The following is a 20,745-nucleotide window of genomic DNA, read 5'->3' as shown; positions in this document are numbered from 1 at the left end:
AAGCTGTGCCAATTAAGATCCCCGATCAACTACCTGCATCCGATGTACTACGCGAAGAAAATATCTTCGTGATGCCCGAGTCACGAGCCTCCACTCAGGAGATTCGCCCACTCAAGGTTTTGATCCTAAATCTTATGCCTAAGAAGATTGAAACCGAGACGCAATTCTTACGCCTACTTTCCAACAGCCCACTGCAAGTGGATGTTGAGTTACTACGTATTGATGATCGACCAAGCAAAAACACGCCAACTGAGCACCTCGACAACTTCTATCGCCAGTTCGATATGGTTAAAAACCGTAATTTCGATGGCCTGATCATCACCGGTGCTCCACTAGGCTTAGTTCAGTTCGAAGATGTGATGTATTGGGATCACCTCAAAACCATCATGAATTGGGCGAAAGAACATGTGACTTCAACCTTGTATGTGTGTTGGGCGGCGCAAGCCGGCCTTAAGTTGCTCTATGACTTACCTAAGCGAACTCGAAAAGAGAAGCTGTCAGGCGTATATCACCATCAAATTCATCACCCATACCACCCTGTTCTAAGGGGCTTTGACGATACTTTCCTTGCTCCGCACTCTCGATATGCCGACTTCTCACCTGAATTTTTAGAAGAGCATACCGACCTCGATATTCTAGCCACCTCGGACATCGCAGGCGTCTATCTGGCAGCGACTAAAGACAAACGAAACGTGTTTGTAACTGGCCACCCAGAATACGATGCATTGACTCTACATAACGAGTACATTCGAGATTTGGGCGAAGGTATGGAGCCTGCTATTCCAATTAACTATTATCCAAACAACAACCCAGACAACAAACCGTGCGCGAGCTGGCGAAGCCATGGACATTTGCTGTTCTCAAACTGGTTGAATTACTGCGTTTACCAACAAACGCCTTACGATCTCGAACACTTCAGTGAAGACAAGTTCACTAAAGATCTATAGCAACGACTGTTTCTATCAAGCAAAAGCTCAACGGAAACATCTGTTGTCTGTCTCGACTCTTTATCATGGCCGCTGTATGCGGCCATTTTTATTGCCAACTCGATCGCATTCCCTCTGCGAGCCATTGTTTTTCTAGCTAAGCTGTCGCCATTATTGGGCGAAATATCATGAACTTACCCAAATAAAGGTGTTGCCAATGAAACGCGCAGCGGTCCTCTTTCTACTTGCGAACCTGTTCGGTTGTGTCACGGTCACTCAAGATGGGAAACCAGAAGTTAAATCCGATCCAATTGATATGGCTGAATCACGAATCACCTTGGGGCTGGGTTATTTAGAACAAGGCAACATGCTCAAAGCGAGAGAAAGCTTAGAAATTGCGCTAAAACATGCGCCGTCCTACTACCGAGCTCAACTCTCTATGGCTCACTACTACGAACAAGTTGGAGAGTTGGATTCAGCACGAAATACCTATCGAAAAGCCCTTCGTCAGCACCCAAAGAATGGCAACATACTCAACAATTACGGTACTTTTCTATGTAAACAAGGCGAATACCAACAAGCTGATAAGTACTTTAATAAAGCCATCGAGCAGCCTTATTACTACTTAGTATCAGCCAGCTATGAAAATGCGGCCTTTTGTGCATTGAAAGCTGGCCAGACAGACCAAGCCAAATATTACTTCGCAAGAACCATCGACCACGATCCAAATCGTGTCCGCTCTATCTTACAGTTGGCAAAGTTGGAAATTGAAGCCGGAGAGTATACGGAGGCGAGAATAAAATTGATGCAAATCCACCAGCGCTACGGCCTGCAGAAACCATCACTTCAGCTGTTAATACAATTAGAGAAAGCGGCAGGTAACAAATCACTGCAGATAAAATACCAAAACCAACTCGATCAAATGATGGAAGTGAGTTGATACAAGGGCGTGTTGACCTATTTTCGGCGCGTTCGCTTTCGGCGACGAACAACACGCACTCGGTGAATCACACGGTATTCACGAATGATATACGCCACGACCACCAATACCACCAAGCCAAACACACCCGCAAAGCCATACAGTAGGATGTCGCATACCCATTCTGGGTTGCAGGGAAGATAGATTTCAAACTCCATAACTCTTCCCTCTTACCATGCCTACAACAAGCTTAGCATTTGATTTTCAACCACTCACGTCGCTCTTCTTCATCTTTAAATGTCCAAGCAACAAATCGGCTGTTCTTCTGGCCTTGACTCATTTCGACAATTCTAACTTCGGATGCCCCAACCTTTTCTAGGTTTTTCCTCAGCCATCGAACGTTCTCTTTCTTGGAAATAAGTGTGGTAAACCAAAGTACTTGCTTAGCAAACTCGCGGCTCTCAAAGGCCATGTTTTTAACAAAGCTCGCTTCGCCGCCAGGGCACCACAACTCTGCTTTTTGGCCGCCAAAGTTTAGTTCCGCCTTTGTAGCCATGGAACGGCTATCGACCTTTTGACCTCGTTTTTTCTTATTTGCCGCAAGATTATTCACCTTACGTAAGCTGCCCTGCTGCGCTTCCTCAAGAGACTTGTGAAAAGGTGGATTGCAGGTTGTGATGTCGTAATGCTCGCCTTCACGGATGACATTTTTGAAAAAATGACGACTATCCGATTGCAAACGACAGTCTATATTGGTCGCCAATGTGGAGTTTGCATCGGCAATGCGCTGTGAGTTCTCGACGGAAACCGGATCCACATCACTGCCAACATACTGCCAGCCGTAATCCGTTACTCCGACAATCGGATAAATACAGTTAGCACCGACACCAATATCTAGCGCGCGTATCAGAGCGTGTTTTACTTGACTGCACTCTTGAGAGATCAATTCTGCCGCTCGATGAATATAGTCTGCACGACCAGGAATTGGCGGGCACAAATACCCTTGAGGGATATCCCACTCTTGCACATCATAATGCAGCGCAAGTAGCGCTTTATTGAGCAACTTAACTGCAATAGGATCGGAAAAGTCGATGCTTTGATCGCCTTTTGGATTCTTTATGACATACGATTCGAGTTCAGGAGAGACCGCAACTAGCGCTTTGAAATCATAACGACCATGATGTTTATTCTTTGGGTGTAAGCCAGCTTTGGACTTAACGGTAGTCACCTTTGTACAAGCAGCCTGAGCGTTCAAGTCTCGCGGCTTAGAGCCTTGCTTTTTCTTAGTAAACTCTTTCAATCTTTTTGCTGATGACAAGCTGTTATCTCTCTTTTAATTCTTGATAAATCATAAACAATCGTGCGTCTAATTCTAACTGGTGATAGTCAGGTAACATGTGGCAGCACAGTTGATAGAACGCTTTATCGTGGTTCTTTTCTTTGATATGAGCTAACTCGTGAACGACTAGCATTCGCAGCAGTGGCTCTGGTGCTTCCTTAAATATACTTGCGATACGAATTTCGTTTTTAGACTTGGTTTTTCCACCGTGATTTTTTGTCACATAAGTATGAAGCCCGAGCGCGTTGTTGATTAGGTGAATTTTGTTGTCGTACACCACTTTACTCAGCGGTGCCGTCTTCTTCATGTACCGATTTTTAATCTCAATCGAATACTCGAATAACGCCTTCTCACTTTTGATAGTGTGATTTTCGGGATAACGAGCCTCGAACCAGGGTACCAACTTGTTGCTGCTAATTAATGTATCAATTTGGGAGACGATATTTTCTGGATAGCCTTGAACGTAACGCAGTAATGCGTGCATAAAAATCACCGTAGCAGCGTAGAAAGGCGCTAAGTTTAGCCCAATTGAATTACTGAATCATAGCGTTTATTGTCCTAACGCTCTTCCAGTGATTTACCCATACTTTTCCCAATCAACGTTTTCCGTTAAACTTCGCGCGATAATTTAGCCATAACCTATAAATTGAGCCTCATATGAAACGCGTCGTTCTTTATGTCAAAGATAAATGTCCTCACTGCAAAGATGCACAACGCTATTTAGAGTCAAAAGGCATTAAGTACCGTCTGTGTAATGCAAAAATGCAACGTGGCCGAAAAGAGCTCGATGCATTAGGTGCTCGCTCTGTTCCTGTGTTGAAAATCGGCGATCGTGTCATGATCGGCTGGAACCCTGGTAACTTCGATAAAATTTATCGCTCTTAAACGCTTACAATTGGATAACCAAACGAAGTGCACTTAAGAGTCACTTGATATACCATCGTTGAATCAGACAGTTACGAGGCACATCATGAAAAAGACTCTTGCGTTAGCCACTGCGTTACTCTCTTCGAGCACACTGGCAAATAGCTTCGATCATTACTTATCGCTGGGTTATACCCAAGTAGACGCGTCTTACGCATCTGAAAGCGAAAAAATGGATGGTGTTGGCTTTACTTACAGCCGATTTGAAAGGCGTCAACAGATTGGTGTGATTTTGCTCGCCGACTACGCCTCTTCTTCAAGTAGTGCTTTAGATGCTTCCTACTACGATGTAATGGGTGGGATCGTTTACCGCCCAGAGAAACTGAATTGGCTGAGAGTTTACCCGATGGTTGGCGCTTCAGTCTTTAAAGGTAATGTGACGTCGACAGCGCCAGATAGTGATTCTGAAATGTACCTGAGCTACGGTGTTGGCCTTCAAGCTTCTATCCCTAATACCAAGGTATTCTTTGACGCGAGCTATAAAAATATCGATGCAGATTTTGGTGACGCAAGTGCATTCAACATTGGTATTGGGCTGCGCTTTTAACTCCCGTGCCTTTTCTATCACACATACTGCTTAACAAAGTCGATAAAGGTTTTATCGGCTTTGGATTGATAACCTTCTTTGCGCCACGCTAATGCCAAACCAAGCTCTACTCTCTCTTCAAACGGTATTCCAACGATACCAGTTTCATTGTCTGTCACTAGTTTGAGCAAGGCCGTAATAGCAAACTCACGCTTTAGGATATTCAAAATCATGGGGATTAAGTTTGTTTCGAACGACAACCTCGGTGTGTATCCATATTCAGAAGACACCTTATCGATAAAATCTCTATGAAAGTAACCGGGCTTAAACATCACTAATTCATTGGCAAAGAAGTCGGCGTATGAGATTGATTCATTCTGGGCCAACGGATGATGTTCGCCAACCACCCCTACCATTTCGACATCCACCAAATGATCCACTTCAAGATCATCAGGAATGTCTTGGTCAACAATCACGCCAATGTCTAATTCACCAGCTAATAACATTTTCCTGATCGACTGGGTACCCGCGTCAATAAGCGTAAGTTTAAGGTTTGGGTAATGAGTCTTAAACGCCATTAGTATTTCTGGGAAAAAATACGACCCCATCATACTAGGAGCCCCCAGCCTCACCTCTCCTTTCTCTAGGCCAATTAACTCGTCCATCGCGAGCTTCGCATCATCGATCTGCTGAAGTATGCGCTTTGCGTGAGGGTATAAAACCTCTCCCTCTGACGTAAGTTCTATATGTCGCTCACAACGTTTAAACAGTTGAACACCAAGTTGCTGCTCAAACTTCTTAATCGAGATACTCAATGCAGGCTGGGCGATATTCAACGACTTCGCTGCCATTGTGAAATGACCGTGTTCCGCGACAGCTACAAAATGCTTTAATTGACGTATATCCATGCCATTAACAAAATATATGAGGTTGATATTTTCAATATATTTCATTAATCAGGAGGCAACTGATAATTTGATCACATCCCCACCATCTGCGGCTACAAATACGCAGTCACACGATAAGAAGAAGCAACATGATTGAATATGGCAGTATTGAGTATAAGAAAGTCACATGGAGTCTGGCACTCGGCTCCTTTCTGGTTTTCTGTAACTTATACCTGTTCCAGCCAATGCTGCCATTTATGGCACAGCATTTTACTGTGTCCGAAACCCAAATTAACTGGCTTCTCGCCGCATCTACTCTTGCGCTCGCCCTGTGCTTAGTTCCATGGGCAGTAGGTTCAGAATCGTTTGGTCGTCGAAAAGTCATGTTAATCGGCTTGTTTGCAATGCCAATAGTAGGCGGTTTAATGTTAATAACCCAACAGTTGTGGTTGCTTGTTGCGGCAAGGGCATTAATGGGCATTGCCATAGCAGCGTTTGCTTCAGTTGCGGTCGCCTATATGGTGGAAGAACTGGACGCTAAAGCATTCGCGCGAGCCATTGGAGGTTATATTGCGGCGAATTCATTGGGTGGAATAGCTGGACGTATCGCTGGGGGCATACTCACCGATGCCTATGGCTGGGAAGTTGCCGTTGCATCTATGGCTGTGTTTACCCTAGTTTGCGCGCTGTTGGTCAACTATATGTTGCCTGCGCAGAAAAACTTCACCCCTCAACGAGGCCTTTTTTTCCACCATAACCGTGCTCTAATCAAACACATTAAGAACAAAACCATCTGGACTGCAATGCTCATTGGTGGTGTGAATTTCGCATTGTTTGTAAACCTGTATTCGGTGATGGGCTTTAGATTAGTGAGTGAGCCACACAACCTGCCTATTGGCCTAGCGTCATTGATCTTTGTTTGTTATTTAGCTGGAACCGTTAGTTCTAAACTAACCGGAAATTGGACACAACGTAAAAACCCAATTTCAGGTATGGTCACAGGTACCATCATCAGCATGCTAGGAATGTTGGTTGCACTGGTCGACTCTATTCCATTCATGTTAATTGGGCTGGCACTGATAAGTTTTGGCGCATTTTTCACTCATACTCTTGCCTATGCTTGGGTTAGCCAAAACGCCACACACGCTAAAGCAACAGCAACGGCGCTTTACTTGGTTCACTACTACACTGGGGGAAGCCTAGGAGGGTTCTTCTTGATTTATTGTTGGCAACACGGCCAATGGCCTGCGGTTGTAGCCGGTGGTTTGATTCTGTATGCGATAATATTCGTACTCTGTTACGTATTGTCTAGAATTGAGCAAAGGGACAAAGCAGAAGTCGAGACCATAGACATTCAAATGTGTAAGTAATGTAGGTGAATACAGCTAATAAAGAGTCATCATTCGTCACAGGATTCTGCTATTCTTGCCCGCACATACAAAAGCAATAGCACCAGATAAAACCATGGCTACTGAAAGCTCAACACCTAACAACGATGAAATCGCATCACAAGTCAATCAATGGCTGAACGATGTTGTGATCGGCCTGAACCTATGCCCGTTTGCCGCCAAGCCACAACGTAACAAACAGATAAAGATCTTTGTGAGTGACGCCGTCACTGAAGAACAGTTGCTGGAAGACATACTGAACGAATTGCTCAATCTAGAACAACACACCGCAGAGCAACTCGAGACCACATTGGTGGTTTCACCTAATATGCTCGCTGACTTTTACGACTACAATCTTTTTATAGATTGGGTAGAAGCACTGATTAAGCAGCAAAACTGGGAAGGTGTTTATCAACTTGCAACTTTTCACCCCGACTACTGTTTTGGGGGCACAGAGCCAGAAGATGCGGAAAACTTAACCAATCGCTCTCCTTATCCTGTCTTCCACTTGATTCGTGAAGAAAGTATGGAAAAGGTGCTTAAGCACTACCCGAATCCTGAAGCCATTCCAGATACCAATATCGCTCGAGTTGAATCTCTAACCGCTGAAGAACAAAGAAAACTTTTCCCCTATTTGTTTCGTTAGTCGTTTGCATGCGAAGCGTATTGCCAGAATCCAGATGCAAAAAAGCCAACCTTTACGGTTGGCTTTTTAGTAATGACAACATGCTTATTTTGCTACGTTGCCTGCCACGTTCAGGGCGTCCCATGTACGCGCAAATGGTGGCGCGTAGCAAAAGTCCATATAACCTAGCTGCTGTGTGGTCATCTTCGCAGTGATAGCAACTGCAAGGGCGTTGATTCTGCCTACTGCCCCCTTCTTACCGACGATTTCACCACCAAGTAACACCTTAGTTTCTGGGTGATAAACCAGTTTCACTTTGATGTCTTCTTGGCCTGGGTAGTAATCGGTTTGGTTTTTATCAGAAATGGTAGAAGCTTTGACGTCCAAATTGTGCTCTTTTGCCAGAAGCTCATTGACGCCCGTGCACGCTAATTCATAATCCAGAACTTTCAGGCACGATGAACCTAGAAAGCCACTCATGTACGTGTCTTTGCCTGCAAGTTTGTCAGCCATCATACGTGCTTGTTTGTTTGCGGTCGTTGCTAATGGAACGTAAACCGATTTGCCAAGCGCTAAATGATGGACAACAGCACAGTCGCCAACAGCAAATATGTGTGCATCTTCCGTAGCACCAAACTCATCGACGAGTAGAGCGCCGTTAGCGGCTTTTGGTAACTCGAAAGCCTCTGTATTTGGTTTGAAACCAAGTGACATGATCACCACATCGGCTTCAACTGTACCGTTATCCGTCTCTACGATATAGCCACCCTGCTCTGCGTCGCGGATAGCCGATACGCTGGTACCCGTTTTTAACTCAGCACCTGACTCACGAATCGCACCTTCGACCACTTCGATCATCTCAGGGCTGAACTGGCGGCTCATTACATGCTGTTCGCGCTCAATGATAGTCACATGCTTGTCTAGCTCATGCGCTGCATCGAACACTTCAAGGCCAATAAAGCCACCGCCAATCACACATACGCGTTGGTTGTTGCTGTCCTTAAGCGCTTCTTTTACTGCCAAGCCATCTTCCATGCTGGTTAGCGTGTACACACGCTCTGGGTTGAACTCGCCGAATGAAGGAACGATTGGACGCGCACCTGTGGCGATCACCAACATATCGTAGTCGATACTACTCTCTTCGCCTTTCTGGCAAACGGTGATCTGCTTTTTAGCGCGGTCTAGTGCCACCATTTCAGTTTCGATACGCACATCCAAACCTGATTTCATTGCTTGTTCTGGCGTGCGAGAGATCATGCGCTCGGTGTCATCGAACATGCCACCAGCAAAGTAAGGTAAACCACATGCACCGAATGAAATGTAATCACGCTTATCCAGCACAATCACTTCATCCGATGGCTGATTACGTTTGTATTTTGCTGCGAAACTCATACCTGCAGCGCTTCCGCCTACGACAACAACTTTCATATTTATTACCTAAATAACCTGAACTCAGGAAAAACGAGAGAGCACCCGCATTGGGTGCTCTTTATTAAGTTTGGAAATTATACAGCCGCTTCTTTTGATACTGTTTCTGCAACATCAGCGTTGTATTGCTCTGCATTTAGTGAGCCATTCTTCTTCGCGGTTAACACACCTGACAACATCGAGCCTGAGATGTTAAGCGCGGTACGAGCCATGTCAATCAGAGCTTCGATAGAAACCAGAATCGCAACAACCGTAATGTCTAGGCCCATGATGGTCAGTACCGCTACTGCTGCGAACGTTGCACCACCACCAACACCAGCGATACCGAATGAAGCAATCGCGATAACGGCAATCAACTGAATGATGAAACCTAAATCTACTGGCATACCCATCACTTGAGCCGCCATAATTGCTAGCATTGCTGGGTAGATACCCGCACAACCATTCTGACCGATACTGGTACCGAATGTTGCTGACATGTTTGCTGTTTCTTCGTCCACACCTAGACGTTGAGTTTGAGTTTCAACGTTTAGTGGGATAGCCGCCATACTAGAGCGAGAACCGAAGCCGAATACTAACACTGGCCAGATTTTCTTCATGAACTTCGCTGGAGACAGACCGAACATAGACACCATCACGAAGTGGATAGCGAACATTACACCGATCGCCACATAGCTTGCTAGTAGGAAACGACCCATTTCTGCTAGAGCGAATAAATCGTTGGTCATCATGAACGTAGTCATCAGAGCGAATACACCGTAAGGCGTCAGCTTAAGAATCTCACGTACCATTGAAAGTACGACTTCTTTAGCTGCATTGATGAAATCAACGAAGTTTTGCACTTTCTCTGGCTTACGGTTTTTCACTTGCAGGATACAGTAGCCAAGGAACATACCAAACAATACAGTCGATAGTGTCGAAGTACGTTGAGAGCCCGTTAGCATGTCAAAGATGTTGGTTGGGATGATTGATAGTGCCATTCCAGACAAGCCACTGCTTGCCATTGCATCTTGAGTTGCTACCAATGAATCGCCACGTGCTTCAATCGCACTGTTAGTACCAATTGTGCTGACTAGCGCGTTCGCATCGATACCGAATAGGTAAATACTTGCGATACCAACAGCTGCTGAGATTGCACAAGTGAAAAGTAGAATACCGATGATTTTTGGCGCGATACGTGATAGTGCACCGCCACCTTCTACATTCATGATCGACGAGATCATCGCCACGAATACTAGTGGGATTACGATCATTTGTAGCAGTTTGATGTAGCCTTTACCGAACACAGAAATCAGTTCAGCAAAACCTGCTGTTGCTTCGTTACCCACACCAAATACAAGTTGAATCGCACCACCAAACATCAAGCCGGCAGCAAGAGCGCTAAGCACTCGGAAGTTAAAGGTTTTCTTTTGTTTTTTGAAGTTCGCTAATATCGCATAGAACCCGAAAAACAGTACGCTTAATCCAATGAATGACAAGCTCATGAGAATCTCCTATTGATACCCATTTAAATTCTGAAAATTGTTATTTTTTGTACGCAATGGCTTCAACTTCAACCAATGCATCTTTTGGTAATCTGGCTGCTTCTACACATGAACGAGCAGGCGCATTTTCCGTTCCGAACACATCGGCATACACCGCGTTAAATGCTGCAAAGTTTTCCATGTCTGACAGGAAACAAGTCGTTTTAATCACTGTATCGATTCCCGCGCCACTTTCTTCTAGAACGGCTTTTAAGTTTTCTAGTGATTGTCTTGCTTGTTCCGTGATCCCACCTTGTACAAACTCCATCGTTTCAGGTACTAACGGTAACTGACCCGAGGTAAACACCAAATCCGAGAAGATCATGCCTTGAGAATATGGTCCGATGGCTTCTGGAGCTGCTTTGGTATCGATTTTTTGTTTCATTGTTTCACCCTATTTTAAAAAATTAGTTGGTCGCGAATTCAGCTTTGAACTCGCGTAGAAATTTGTAGACAGCTTGGCGAGTAATGCCGAGCCTTTCAGAGACAAGTGTCGTGGTCTCTTTCAATTCAAAAACACCGTTGTCATATAGACGCTTTGTGATCGCTTTATTTCGGCTTTTTGTATTCACCGAGTCGTCTTTTTCTATGTCGTCTATCGCACTAGTTAAAGCCTGATTAATGACATCGCTCGCGTTAGTGCTGAAGTTTTCATTCACAACAGATGTCGCTACCGACACATCTGGCATGAGCGTTTTTACAATTTCAGGGAATGGGAAAGACAAGTTCATGTTGATACACAGCATGCCTATGGCTTTGTTGTCTGCGCCGGCAAGAATACATGTTGTCGATTTGAGCAAAGAGCCATCGCTACTGTTGGTAAAGTAGCTCTTTGGCGACACTTCACCTGTCTTCTCATAGTTGCTCCACATTTTTAAACCGAGATCGGTGATTGGAGATCCAATTGCCCTGCCGGTGTGGTGGCCATTCACTATCTTCACGACCGACTGTTCAAAGCTTTCAAACGAGTGAATCACCACCTCACAATGTGGGCCAATCAGATCCGCAATGGTGTCTGCGATACGAAAATAGTTATCGAGAAGTTCTCTGTCTTGCTGCGAAAAAGTGACTTGTTTTAGGTTCATAATCTTCGTTTACAAAAGTTTACTTAACGAACTCAGATTACTACCCCTTAAGTATTAAAACAATATTCAGTAAACTATTGTTAACTACCCTAAACCGCCAATATCGGGCAAAAAACAACCACAAACCACCCCTTAAGTGGTACAAAATGAGATTTCCAGCACCTTTTAACCACTATTTTAATATGGATTTAAAACCAAGATCTCAGTTTACATTTTGTAACAATCAATAAAATTTATGACAAAAATGTGCTGTAAGTTCAAAAAAGTCGCCCACCAAAATCGGTTGAAATTTGTAAACGCAATGGTAAGACGATGAGTCTTGAGAAAAGACGAACATTTCGCTCGCTAGCACTAAGAAATATTGGGAATGAAGTAAACCACCGAATCACAAAGTAATGATTGTTGGGGGTGGAATAATCTACAGGTAAAGTTTTTAAGACTTGAATGTCATCGCTTATCGGTGGAGGCTGATGAAGTTGTTAGGTGCAGCTGTTTGTCACGATAGAGAATGAATAGATACAAAAAAGCCCGCGATAAGCGGGCTTTTTTGATTGTTCACGAAGAACTAAATTTGGTGGGTCCGGGCGAACTCGAATCGCCGACCCCTACCATGTCAAGGTAGTACTCTAACCAACTGAGCTACGGACCCAAATTTTGTCACTGCTTTAAAAGCAGTAAGGAATGGTGCGTCCGAGTGAACTCGAATCACCGACCCCCACCATGTCAAGGTGGTGCTCTAACCAACTGAGCTACGGACGCATTCCTTTGGAACGGAGGCGATATTAGCGAGACTTCTTTGCTGGCGCAAGTGCAAATTCTCTATTTTTGAACTGTTTGGCGTTGATATAGACAAAGCGATGAACTTTTAACCCAAAACTGATTTGATCGATCCTACATTGTCGGAACAAAACATAAACAAACGTGATTTTGATTCCACTTTTATATTGCTTATTATGCAAATTGGATTAGTATGCACTTTACCAATCGCTTTACGGAAACAGGCTTCCTAACCGAACTTGAGTCATGGACTTAGACGTACTGAGCAACTCACATAAGTTGCGAGCAGCGATCCTAACTTGGATCAGTATTACACTTGGCTTTATCGCCAGCGGTTTTGCTGTGTACAACTACGCAGTTGGGACAGGCTGGTTCCTTGTGATCTCTGAAGCCTTGTTTGCGGTCTACTCATTTTGGTTATACTCCGCAGCTAAAAAACGGGCTCACAATTACCTTTCGATAATTCTCTTTGTCGCCTTTTTGGCCGTCATTGTGTTAGGCGGCACACTAAATCGCCCATTAGAAAGTGGACTATTTATTTGGACCTGTTTCTTCCCCATCTTCTTTTATTTACTGTTAGGTAAGAAGAACGGCCTGCTCGCGACAGGTTTTATGGCGATCATTCAGATAGCTGTGGTGCTATACAAAATCCAACTTGGTACAAGTTTCATTGGTACTCCACTTATCCTGAACTTGCTATTTTGCTACCTCAGTATTTGGGTGGTTTCTCATATCTTTGAGTCCAACAGGAAGAAAGCGGAAGTCAGCCTAGGGGTTCTGGCTTCTAAGGATGTATTAACCAATACGTACAACCGATTGGCCCTCACTTATCAATTTCCCGTTCTTCAACGTAAAGAAAGCGCCCCGCTGTGCTTGTTGATTCTAGATATCGACTTCTTTAAGCAAGTAAACGACCAATTTGGCCACTCTGTTGGAGACAAGGTACTTATCGAAACAGCCTTACTGTTACAAAAGTTTGTTGGAGAATCTCAAGTTTTCCGTATCGGTGGAGAAGAGTTTTGTATCACATTACAGCACACTGATCTCAAACAAGCTGAAGCGGTTGCTGAAGCAATTCGACATGAAGTCTCCGTTAATCAGTTTCATCATGGCTCACAAGCCATCAATCTGACAGTGAGTATCGGCGTGTGTGCCTGTGATGGCATCACAGAGCTTGAGGATGTGTTACTTAAGGCAGATAGTGAGCTTTATCGAGCCAAACAGAACGGGCGAAATCAGGTTATGGTTTGCGCCTCTCAGCTGAGTAAGCCATTGAAAGAACAAACACAATCCGCTCAATAAAAAAGCTCGCAATAGCGAGCTTTTTTCATTCAAGACCAATCAATTTGATTTGGGTTTGGATTTTCTGGTTCCGGTTCATCAAATACAACGTTGTAGTTTTCGGTGTAAGTACATTGAGGCTGACGGCTACAAGTGAAGAAACGTCGACCTTTGAACTCGCCTTGACTAGCAATCTTGATCACCATCGGGCTGCCACATTTTTTACAGAAACGAACTTCTTTATCTGGCTCTATCAAATCAATGTGTGCCGCCAGCAAACGTCTTAAACGACCTACTTGATAGCTGTGTTTGATCGACGCACCAATGAGAGGGACATTCGACGACTTACAAACGTGCATCAGCAATTTCTGGCGTTCCATTTTGCCTTTGTCTAGTTCTTTACCATTGTCCAATTCAATCGCCACTCTAGGCTCTAACGAGCGAGGGTCACAAATTAAAAAATCAAAGTAACTTTTGGCTATTTTTGAATTTGCCACAAACCACTGTTTTTTGTTGGTTGCAACAGGTGCAATTACATTGGCCATATTCACTTTTGCCAACACAACACCGTGCTCCCCCACCGCCGTTTTCAATGCATTGAGAAACGCCGTTTCTTGTGAGTTAAGCAAAGCACCTTTGCGTTTGTATTTGCAGTCTTTATACGTTTCCGTCTTGATGAGCCGTTTTTGAACGAAGAAAAAAAACACGACCAGCAATACAACAATGATGAAAATGTTTTCCATTTAGTCTCGAATTCTCAATGCTAGATAACTTACTAATTAATATATGAAGTTCGAGGTTTTTGCTATCTCTGATTGAGTTTATGAGAGATAAGCGCTCTGAATTTATCCAAATCGCATCCGTTGAATAGAATCTTTATTGATTTAGATCATTTTCCAGCCGAGAGTGATGATTTAGTGTCGTAACTGTTACACAAGTGTAAAAAACAAGGAGCTGTAAAATGGAATTAAAACAAGATCCACGCTGTTACACCGATGTATGTGTCGATGGCTACTGGTATCACTACGATCATTGTGGCACTGACGCATATGTACTCAAAGGTGGCTCTTCACCAAAACTCGAGCTAGCACGGGAGCCCAAAACGGAAAGCGAACTGATTGCGTTGCTTAGAGCGGCAAGTAAGTAGCCTAGACATTCGTTAGTCGTACTAATCAGGCAGGTCCAAAAAGATAACGGTTCTATTATCCGGATCGAGTTTGATAAATGAGTCGTACCAATATTTTTTAATCAATCGGTCCATCAACCCCGTTTTTTTCGCCTTTTTAAGTGCCGCTTGAATCATCGGTTTATGCATTGCTGCTTCACGGCTGAGATAGAACTTAAAGTCTCGTTCGTATACAAGCAGCAAACGCTTTTCTATTTCTAAATGGCTGTAAATACGTGCCTCTGAATAGATTTCTGTAAACCCTCTTGGGAAGTAATTCACTTCCCCATCCTCACTCAATTTGGCATACAGTTCGCGCCATTCACCATCTTGAAGGTAAGCACCTAACCCGTTATGACGCCAAACATCCACATCGAACCACTCTTTGCCTAGCCCTGCGACTAAACCCGAGGCCTTTAGTTGCTCTAACGTTTCTATTTCATCAAATAGCTCTTGAGCACCGTCTGGTATTAATAAAACGCGTTGTCCAATCAGGCCATTGGTTAACGTGACATTAATTGGAATAAACTGGCGATTACGCTGTTTGGTTTCAATCAACCAAGTTAAAGACAACTGATTGTTTTGAACCATTTTTACCACGCGCTTCTGCGGGATGTGCTCCGCTGGTGTTTCGATAATCAGTTCAATCCCATTCGCAGCCAGAGCTTCTTTAAGCAATTCGTGGTAATACATATGACCATTGTCTTGTTGTGACGCTAAGGTCAGTGTGATTGACGCAGGCTTCGCCCAAGCGACACTTACAAGCAAACATGAGAACAATACCAGCCACCTCATAGTAGCTCCCGTTTTAGCTATCCCATTTAAAAATATAGTTGCTGTTTCGGTTTGCGCTAGAAACGAAAACGCCACCCATGTGGGTGGCGTTGTTCGCTATGGTGCTTTGTATTAGTTGAATACGTATTTATCCATCATCGAAACCAATTTACCAATTTCTGGTTTAGTAATGGTGTCATTCGCACCGAGTGCTAATGCTTTCGATCTGTTGTCATCACTCATAAGAGAGGAAAACATAACAATTGGTGTGGTCTGATATGCATCGCTTTCACGTAAACGCTTCAATAAGTGCATGCCATCCATACGCGGCATTTCAACGTCAGTGACTACGGCATTCACCAATTCGTGCACCGGCAAACTTTCGGCTTTCGCATATTCTGCAATTTCCATCAGCTTGTCATGCCCTTCACCACCATCTTTACACGCAATAACGTTGTAACCCGCTGAAGTCAGAGTGTCTTGAATCAAACTGCGGATAAAGGCAGAGTCATCGACAACGATAATGGTTTTCGCATTACGCTTGGTGACCATTTGCTGGTTCAAGTCAACGGTTCTGTCCCCTTTCACATCGTATTTTTCCATACTCAGTTCTGGGTTGATGTCAGCGATGATCTTCTCGAAGTCGAGGATCATAATCAGGTTGCCATCTTTACGTACCACAGCCACGACACAATCTTGCTCACCAGCCTCTAAAAATTGACTTGGTGATTCCACGTCATTCCAAGAAATACGGTGGATACGGCTAATGCTATCTATCAAGAAGCCATTCGTCATACGGTTGAAGTCGGTCACGATGACAAACTTCCTGTCTAACTCTTTGCTTGTTGGTACACCCAACCAACCGCCTAGGTCTACTAATGGCGTTAGAATATCTCGAGACGAGAAAACCCCAATCATGTGAGGTTGTGCATTCGGGTAATCCGTCGTTTCAGGTACTTGAATCACTTCACGTACTTTGGCAACGTTGATCCCGTAGTAACAGGTTTTGGTACTACCGTCTGGTAAGTGTTTTACCAGGTGAAACTCTATGATTTCGAGCTCGTTAGTGCCGCTCTCTGTCAAAATTGTGCTGCTAGAATGACTCATGCTGATACATCTTCGTATTATTTATATTTGTTTACGATAGCTTGATATTGGCTTACGCCGTTATCATCTTCCGTGATTTTTACTTTATCTATAGCTTGTTGCAACTCATCTATGAGTGCTCTGTCGATATCTTTATTGAAAGCGTAATACAATTCACCTTCCTGCAAAACGAATACAGGCGAAAACTCATCTGGATTATAGCCTGTTTGCAATATCCACCATTTTGCAACGTTCTCTTCATAAGCCCACAAATCAATGCGCTCTTTTTGAAGTTGTTCTGCTAACGTCTTGGCGTAGGAGCTTTCCTGCATGGAATCTCTCGGGACACCAAGCTCCAGTAACAGTTGCTCACCCACATCGTCACGAATGACACCTATACGGTACTTAATCAAATCACGTGGTTCATCAATGGTGATACCCGTGCTGTTTTTCGCCATCACCACTATACGGGTGGTACTAAGCGGGCCAACCCATTGAAACAAATGCTCTCGCAGTTGAGTACGAGTGGTTGAAAACAGCACTGTGTCTAGCTTGATTAAGGTCGAACGATAAGCTCGCGCCCATGGCTGCACATGAATATCGTCAATGTTGATTGCGTTACCGCTTTCTTTTGACGCCGCTAGTAATAAGTCGACCGCAATCCCTTTTACTTTAGCTCCCTCGGTAAAATTATACGGAGGGTACTCCTCTGTTAAATATGTAAGTTCATTCAGTTGTTTAGCTATGCTTTGACCACTTAAAAGCAGCGCAAAAAGCATGATCAATACAGACGACGTACGCATAGAACCCCCTAATGACTATTTATACATCTATCATTAAAGGTAGGTAGCGATACGGCTGGCGTCTAGCCAGTCACAGCGGGATTTTCAACTTTGCCCTAGTTCGGTTTGAAGGGCTTGAATACGCCTACTATACGTGGTTATCGACTGATCTTTTTATAGCTTCTTTCAGGCCGACCTACAGTTCCATAATTTAAGTCTGCCTCCAGCTCACCAGAGCTGATCAAATACTCCAAATACCGGCGCGCGGTTGTTCTACTCGCACCGATACTCTCTCCAGCCTCATCGGCTGTCAGGCTCACAGGCTCGCAAAATAGAGCTCGGATCTTATCCAGTGTTACGCTATCGATGCCTTTTGGTAACCGTTTGGCGCTGTTGTCTTGCGAATTAGAGGCTTGCAGCATTTTATCCACCAGGCCTTGATCTAAATCCGCTACGTTATCAAGCTCCTGCTGCTGTGCTTGATATTTCTTCAGTGCCGCTTCTAGACGAGGGAACATCACAGGCTTTAGCAGGTAATCGACAACGCCTCCGCGCATAGCCTGTTGTAAGGTTTCGACATCACGCGCAGCGGTGATTAGAATCACATCGCAGCCTTGGTTACTGCCACGTACTTTTTGCAAAATGTCTAGGCCTGTCCCGTCGGGCAAATACACGTCTAGTAACACCAATTGAGGTTTTAACACCTCCAATTGCATCTCTGCTTCAGCTCTTGATGTGGCAATGCCAATGACTTCAAAACCACCCATCTGAGTAAGATAGCGATGATGCAGCTCTGCGATAGCCAAATCATCTTCAATAATCATTACTCGAGTCATCGCACTCATATTTGTTCTTCCTTGGGTAGGTATACCGTCATTCTGGTACCAAATTCCTTATTTTCCGTCATCTCTAACTGGCCGTGATAACGAGTTGCAAGCTGATTAATTAAATATAACCCTACGCCACGATTGTTGGCGGCTTTACTCGAAATCCCTTTTTCAATTAATCGTTCAGGGGCAATTTGCTCTGGTAGCCCCACCCCTTGATCGCTTACTTCTAAAATCATTTCGTTGCCGTAATCACTAATCGACACTTCGACCATGCGCCGTTCCGAAGCAAAATGTTGCTCTGCTTTAATTGCCGACATCGTGGCATCAAATGCGTTATCTATTAAGTTGCCTAGAATCGTCACTACATCGTCTGCGTTAATTCGCTGTGGAAGTTCCTCCAAGCGCGAGCCTTCCTCAACGATGAGTTCTAAACCCAGCTCTCGCGCACGTTCAGTTTTCCCTAACAACATGCCCGCTATTAGTGGCTCTTTTACGGTTTCACGTAAGAATTCAATCAGTGATTGATAATGTGCCGTTTCTTGGCCAATGAGTCGCTGGACAGATTCCAGCTCGCCCATCTGAACCATACCGCTAATGGTGTTCAGCTTGTTTCTGTGCTCATGCGTTTGCGAACGTAGCATTTCAGCATAGGCTTTGGTTTGGGAAAGCTGCTCGGTGAGCTCATTGATTTCATCTCTCAAGCGGAAACTCGATACGGCGCCGACAATTTTACCCTCTACAATAATCGGGCTCCGGTTGGCAATAAGTCGCTGCTTGTTTAGGTAAAGGTCGATGTCTTGGTCGGTTGAGCCAGTCACTAAGACTGTCGCTAAATCGCTCTCTGGGATCACTTTACTCAGCGGTTGGTTTAGCGCTGAATTCTTGTCAATATTAAGTATGTCGCAAGCACTTTTGTTTATAGAACGCAGTCGTCCTTCGCCATCAATACTCAAGATCCCTTCTTTTAACGTGCTCATGGTTACGTCGAGCTCAACGTACAAACGGCCTATTTCTTCAGGTTCAAAGCCAAGAATAGCTTTCTGAAAACGACGAGAAGCATAACTAGAGATAATGGCATTGGCTGCTACCACCAGTAGCGCCATAAATAATAAGAAGGCTAAGAAAGGTTCGACTTTGTCTTGAAGGCGCTCAACTAAATAGCCAACCGACACAACACCAATGATCTCACCTTTGTCATTGAAAACAGCAGTCTTACCACGAACGGAATAACCTAAAGAGCCTTGGGCGAAAGACACATAAGATTCCCCCTTCACTAAGGCGCGTTGGTTGTCTCCACCTTTCATCGGCTTACCAATCCGCTCATCTAGCGGGTGAACCAAACGGATACCATTCTTGTCACCAATAACAATGAAAGCGGCACCAATCATTTCCGTCACATTGCGAAAGCGTTGTTGGGGGGCAATATTGCGCTCTTCTATTAACTCCTGAACATAAGGAGAATCTGCAAGGAAAGTAGCGACGCCTAAGGCTTTTAGCCCCATCTCTTCTTCTTGAGCATGCTTGATGTAAACAAAGCCTGCTGCGACCAAAAGCAACAGTTCTATCAAGCCTGAAAGCGTCATTATGATCAGCATCCGTTTACGAAAGCTGATGTTTTTCCATTGCATACGTTCTTTCATTGATTTGCTTTTAATCGATTCCTTTCATCGCCGTGATTCTTCCAGTGAATGTTGTGGCGGACACTACTTCTGACAAAATTAACACTTAATCAGTATTCATGCGAAAGAAGCACCTGATATCTGTGAAGAATATTTAAAGAAATCACTATATTGCTGAATAGCATGGATAAAGCGTAAGCAGGCGGTTAATCCACAACCAAAATCATCAAGAAACATCAGCAAAGAATACAGTTGCATATATGATCTTCATCACATCAAATTTAGTTTGTTTTTTATACAAGCCCTATACATCGGCGTATAATGTTTAATCAGCCAAAGGGAGCAACCTACGAACAACGACCTAAAACAAAACCTAATACGTTGTCGGTAACGCCAGTACGTTCACTCATATCGAGGAACGACAATGCTAGAGGGATACACCATGCAAAGGGATACTTTTGGGATTTGCCTTTCTAAATCCATGCTGTCGCGCAATCTTACAACGACTTTTACTCACGTCAGAGCTTACGAGACTATCGAGCAAAGTGAAGATGTGAAAGTCATGCAAGCCTATCCACAAATGTCCGGTCGAGAGTTACTCAGTACCATGCAGGATGGCCAAACATTGTTGTGGCGTGCGGAGTTTAGTTGCCAATCGCTGCAGAAATAACGAAAAACCAGCCCTAGGCTGGTTTTTTAATGCCTTCGTTTTATCCTTTCCTAGAACGCTCCATTGTCAAGATCCACGCACTACTAAGTAAACAGACCTCTCATCAATTAAATATTTGTTAACATTCAACACAAATTACTATAATTGCTAACTATTCTATAAAACAAAGCTATTGCTTCAAAGGATTGAGC

The 20,745-nt window shown here is 44.1% G+C and carries 23 protein-coding genes and 2 tRNA genes; 9 read left to right on the top strand and 16 right to left on the bottom strand.

Features of this window, described 5'->3' with window-relative positions:
• Window positions 1–5 precede the first annotated feature (5 nt).
• Both metA and pilW read left to right on the top strand, forming a co-directional pair.
• On the top strand, window positions 6–947 hold the full coding sequence (metA, locus tag J4N42_RS06835) for a homoserine O-acetyltransferase MetA (RefSeq protein ID WP_252030675.1): 942 nt from the start codon (window positions 6–8) through the stop codon (window positions 945–947).
• A gap of 196 nt (window positions 948–1,143) precedes the next feature.
• Window positions 1,144–1,866 carry a type IV pilus biogenesis/stability protein PilW gene (pilW, locus tag J4N42_RS06830; RefSeq protein WP_252030674.1) on the top strand — a complete coding sequence of 241 codons (723 nt, stop codon included), beginning with the start codon at window positions 1,144–1,146 and terminating at the stop codon, window positions 1,864–1,866.
• A gap of 17 nt (window positions 1,867–1,883) precedes the next feature.
• On the opposite strand, the gene J4N42_RS06825 is transcribed toward pilW, so the two are convergent.
• Genes J4N42_RS06825 through J4N42_RS06815 form a run of 3 tightly spaced genes read right to left on the bottom strand, consistent with a single transcriptional unit; the run spans window position 1,884 to window position 3,668 of the window.
• A complete protein-coding gene (locus J4N42_RS06825; protein ID WP_252030673.1) occupies window positions 1,884–2,063 on the bottom strand; it encodes a hypothetical protein in 180 nt (59 codons plus the stop codon).
• A gap of 32 nt (window positions 2,064–2,095) precedes the next feature.
• A complete protein-coding gene (gene rlmF / locus J4N42_RS06820) occupies window positions 2,096–3,145 on the bottom strand; it encodes a 23S rRNA (adenine(1618)-N(6))-methyltransferase RlmF (protein WP_503034761.1) in 1,050 nt (349 codons plus the stop codon).
• A gap of 22 nt (window positions 3,146–3,167) precedes the next feature.
• Window positions 3,168–3,668: a YgjP-like metallopeptidase domain-containing protein gene (locus J4N42_RS06815; protein ID WP_252030672.1), complete on the bottom strand. Its 501-nt coding sequence runs from the start codon at window positions 3,666–3,668 to the stop codon at window positions 3,168–3,170.
• A 173-nt stretch (window positions 3,669–3,841) separates the two neighbouring features.
• Here J4N42_RS06815 and J4N42_RS06810 point away from each other — a divergent pair, with 173 nt between their 5' ends.
• Both J4N42_RS06810 and J4N42_RS06805 read left to right on the top strand, forming a co-directional pair.
• Complete coding sequence (locus J4N42_RS06810; RefSeq protein WP_252030671.1) at window positions 3,842–4,069, top strand: glutaredoxin family protein; 228 nt, start codon at window positions 3,842–3,844, stop codon at window positions 4,067–4,069.
• 85 nt (window positions 4,070–4,154) lie between these two features.
• Window positions 4,155–4,655: an outer membrane beta-barrel protein gene (locus J4N42_RS06805; RefSeq protein WP_252030670.1), complete on the top strand. Its 501-nt coding sequence runs from the start codon at window positions 4,155–4,157 to the stop codon at window positions 4,653–4,655.
• Window positions 4,656–4,672: 17 nt separating this feature from the next.
• Here the strand turns inward: J4N42_RS06805 and J4N42_RS06800 are convergent, their stop codons facing one another.
• Window positions 4,673–5,542: a LysR family transcriptional regulator gene (locus J4N42_RS06800; protein WP_252030669.1), complete on the bottom strand. Its 870-nt coding sequence runs from the start codon at window positions 5,540–5,542 to the stop codon at window positions 4,673–4,675.
• A 128-nt stretch (window positions 5,543–5,670) separates the two neighbouring features.
• Here J4N42_RS06800 and J4N42_RS06795 point away from each other — a divergent pair, with 128 nt between their 5' ends.
• A complete protein-coding gene (locus J4N42_RS06795; RefSeq protein ID WP_252030668.1) occupies window positions 5,671–6,891 on the top strand; it encodes an MFS transporter in 1,221 nt (406 codons plus the stop codon).
• A 94-nt stretch (window positions 6,892–6,985) separates the two neighbouring features.
• On the top strand, window positions 6,986–7,555 hold the full coding sequence (locus tag J4N42_RS06790) for a DUF1415 domain-containing protein (RefSeq protein ID WP_252030666.1): 570 nt from the start codon (window positions 6,986–6,988) through the stop codon (window positions 7,553–7,555).
• A gap of 84 nt (window positions 7,556–7,639) precedes the next feature.
• Here the strand turns inward: J4N42_RS06790 and J4N42_RS06785 are convergent, their stop codons facing one another.
• The 6 genes from J4N42_RS06785 to J4N42_RS06760 all read right to left on the bottom strand — a co-directional run bounded on the left by J4N42_RS06785 (window position 7,640) and on the right by J4N42_RS06760 (window position 12,329).
• Window positions 7,640–8,962 (bottom strand): CoA-disulfide reductase, encoded by a 1,323-nt coding sequence (locus tag J4N42_RS06785; protein ID WP_252030665.1) that lies wholly within the window; start codon window positions 8,960–8,962, stop codon window positions 7,640–7,642.
• A gap of 77 nt (window positions 8,963–9,039) precedes the next feature.
• A complete protein-coding gene (locus J4N42_RS06780; protein WP_252030664.1) occupies window positions 9,040–10,446 on the bottom strand; it encodes a cation:dicarboxylate symporter family transporter in 1,407 nt (468 codons plus the stop codon).
• 40 nt (window positions 10,447–10,486) lie between these two features.
• Entirely contained in the window at window positions 10,487–10,870 is a 384-nt protein-coding gene (locus J4N42_RS06775) for a RidA family protein (RefSeq protein WP_252030663.1), read from the bottom strand.
• Between the two features lie 22 nt (window positions 10,871–10,892).
• On the bottom strand, window positions 10,893–11,570 hold the full coding sequence (locus J4N42_RS06770; protein ID WP_252030662.1) for a helix-turn-helix transcriptional regulator: 678 nt from the start codon (window positions 11,568–11,570) through the stop codon (window positions 10,893–10,895).
• Between the two features lie 572 nt (window positions 11,571–12,142).
• Window positions 12,143–12,219, bottom strand: a tRNA-Val gene (locus tag J4N42_RS06765).
• Between the two features lie 33 nt (window positions 12,220–12,252).
• A tRNA-Val gene (locus tag J4N42_RS06760) sits at window positions 12,253–12,329 on the bottom strand.
• A gap of 264 nt (window positions 12,330–12,593) precedes the next feature.
• Here J4N42_RS06760 and J4N42_RS06755 point away from each other — a divergent pair.
• A complete protein-coding gene (locus tag J4N42_RS06755) occupies window positions 12,594–13,649 on the top strand; it encodes a GGDEF domain-containing protein (RefSeq protein WP_252030661.1) in 1,056 nt (351 codons plus the stop codon).
• Between the two features lie 29 nt (window positions 13,650–13,678).
• Here the strand turns inward: J4N42_RS06755 and J4N42_RS06750 are convergent, their stop codons facing one another.
• A complete protein-coding gene (locus J4N42_RS06750) occupies window positions 13,679–14,371 on the bottom strand; it encodes a DUF2726 domain-containing protein (protein ID WP_252030660.1) in 693 nt (230 codons plus the stop codon).
• A 218-nt stretch (window positions 14,372–14,589) separates the two neighbouring features.
• Between J4N42_RS06750 and J4N42_RS06745 the strand changes: the two genes are divergently transcribed.
• Window positions 14,590–14,775, top strand: a complete 186-nt coding sequence (locus J4N42_RS06745; protein ID WP_252030659.1) for a hypothetical protein — start codon at window positions 14,590–14,592, stop codon at window positions 14,773–14,775.
• Window positions 14,776–14,796: 21 nt separating this feature from the next.
• Here the strand turns inward: J4N42_RS06745 and J4N42_RS06740 are convergent, their stop codons facing one another.
• From J4N42_RS06740 to J4N42_RS06720, 5 genes are all read right to left on the bottom strand, one after another.
• Window positions 14,797–15,588, bottom strand: coding sequence for a hypothetical protein (locus tag J4N42_RS06740; RefSeq protein WP_252030658.1), 792 nt, complete (start codon window positions 15,586–15,588; stop codon window positions 14,797–14,799).
• A gap of 111 nt (window positions 15,589–15,699) precedes the next feature.
• On the bottom strand, window positions 15,700–16,674 hold the full coding sequence (locus tag J4N42_RS06735; protein WP_252030656.1) for a chemotaxis protein: 975 nt from the start codon (window positions 16,672–16,674) through the stop codon (window positions 15,700–15,702).
• 17 nt (window positions 16,675–16,691) lie between these two features.
• Window positions 16,692–17,456, bottom strand: a complete 765-nt coding sequence (locus tag J4N42_RS06730) for a substrate-binding periplasmic protein (protein WP_252030655.1) — start codon at window positions 17,454–17,456, stop codon at window positions 16,692–16,694.
• 137 nt (window positions 17,457–17,593) lie between these two features.
• The gene (locus tag J4N42_RS06725) at window positions 17,594–18,280 is read right to left on the bottom strand and encodes a response regulator (RefSeq protein WP_252030654.1); all 687 of its coding nucleotides are present in this window, start codon (window positions 18,278–18,280) and stop codon (window positions 17,594–17,596) included.
• Complete coding sequence (locus J4N42_RS06720; RefSeq protein ID WP_252030794.1) at window positions 18,277–19,893, bottom strand: ATP-binding protein; 1,617 nt, start codon at window positions 19,891–19,893, stop codon at window positions 18,277–18,279. Before J4N42_RS06720 ends, J4N42_RS06725 begins: the two co-directional genes overlap by 4 nt.
• Window positions 19,894–20,326: 433 nt before the next feature.
• Between J4N42_RS06720 and J4N42_RS06715 the strand changes: the two genes are divergently transcribed.
• Entirely contained in the window at window positions 20,327–20,554 is a 228-nt protein-coding gene (locus tag J4N42_RS06715; protein ID WP_252030653.1) for a hypothetical protein, read from the top strand.
• Window positions 20,555–20,745 lie beyond the last annotated feature (191 nt).

This window comes from Vibrio sp. SCSIO 43135, from assembly GCF_023716665.1.
Taxonomy (GTDB): domain Bacteria; phylum Pseudomonadota; class Gammaproteobacteria; order Enterobacterales; family Vibrionaceae; genus Vibrio; species Vibrio paucivorans.
This window is presented reverse-complemented; position numbering and strand designations above follow the sequence as displayed.

Bases quoted from the DNA above. Each gene is read 5' to 3' on its own strand.
- pilW (WP_252030674.1), top strand. From the start codon at position 1,144: ATGAAACGCGCAGCGGTCCTCTTTCTACTTGCGAACCTGTTCGGTTGT.
- J4N42_RS06825 (WP_252030673.1), bottom strand. From the start codon at position 2,063: ATGGAGTTTGAAATCTATCTTCCCTGCAACCCAGAATGGGTATGCGAC.
- J4N42_RS06815 (WP_252030672.1), bottom strand. From the start codon at position 3,668: ATGCACGCATTACTGCGTTACGTTCAAGGCTATCCAGAAAATATCGTC.
- J4N42_RS06810 (WP_252030671.1), top strand. From the start codon at position 3,842: ATGAAACGCGTCGTTCTTTATGTCAAAGATAAATGTCCTCACTGCAAA.
- J4N42_RS06805 (WP_252030670.1), top strand. From the start codon at position 4,155: ATGAAAAAGACTCTTGCGTTAGCCACTGCGTTACTCTCTTCGAGCACA.
- J4N42_RS06800 (WP_252030669.1), bottom strand. From the start codon at position 5,542: ATGGATATACGTCAATTAAAGCATTTTGTAGCTGTCGCGGAACACGGT.
- J4N42_RS06795 (WP_252030668.1), top strand. From the start codon at position 5,671: ATGATTGAATATGGCAGTATTGAGTATAAGAAAGTCACATGGAGTCTG.
- J4N42_RS06790 (WP_252030666.1), top strand. From the start codon at position 6,986: ATGGCTACTGAAAGCTCAACACCTAACAACGATGAAATCGCATCACAA.
- J4N42_RS06785 (WP_252030665.1), bottom strand. From the start codon at position 8,962: ATGAAAGTTGTTGTCGTAGGCGGAAGCGCTGCAGGTATGAGTTTCGCA.
- J4N42_RS06780 (WP_252030664.1), bottom strand. From the start codon at position 10,446: ATGAGCTTGTCATTCATTGGATTAAGCGTACTGTTTTTCGGGTTCTAT.
- J4N42_RS06775 (WP_252030663.1), bottom strand. From the start codon at position 10,870: ATGAAACAAAAAATCGATACCAAAGCAGCTCCAGAAGCCATCGGACCA.
- J4N42_RS06770 (WP_252030662.1), bottom strand. From the start codon at position 11,570: ATGAACCTAAAACAAGTCACTTTTTCGCAGCAAGACAGAGAACTTCTC.
- J4N42_RS06755 (WP_252030661.1), top strand. From the start codon at position 12,594: ATGGACTTAGACGTACTGAGCAACTCACATAAGTTGCGAGCAGCGATC.
- J4N42_RS06750 (WP_252030660.1), bottom strand. From the start codon at position 14,371: ATGGAAAACATTTTCATCATTGTTGTATTGCTGGTCGTGTTTTTTTTC.
- J4N42_RS06745 (WP_252030659.1), top strand. From the start codon at position 14,590: ATGGAATTAAAACAAGATCCACGCTGTTACACCGATGTATGTGTCGAT.
- J4N42_RS06740 (WP_252030658.1), bottom strand. From the start codon at position 15,588: ATGAGGTGGCTGGTATTGTTCTCATGTTTGCTTGTAAGTGTCGCTTGG.
- J4N42_RS06735 (WP_252030656.1), bottom strand. From the start codon at position 16,674: ATGAGTCATTCTAGCAGCACAATTTTGACAGAGAGCGGCACTAACGAG.
- J4N42_RS06730 (WP_252030655.1), bottom strand. From the start codon at position 17,456: ATGCGTACGTCGTCTGTATTGATCATGCTTTTTGCGCTGCTTTTAAGT.
- J4N42_RS06725 (WP_252030654.1), bottom strand. From the start codon at position 18,280: ATGAGTGCGATGACTCGAGTAATGATTATTGAAGATGATTTGGCTATC.
- J4N42_RS06720 (WP_252030794.1), bottom strand. From the start codon at position 19,893: ATGCAATGGAAAAACATCAGCTTTCGTAAACGGATGCTGATCATAATG.
- J4N42_RS06715 (WP_252030653.1), top strand. From the start codon at position 20,327: ATGCAAAGGGATACTTTTGGGATTTGCCTTTCTAAATCCATGCTGTCG.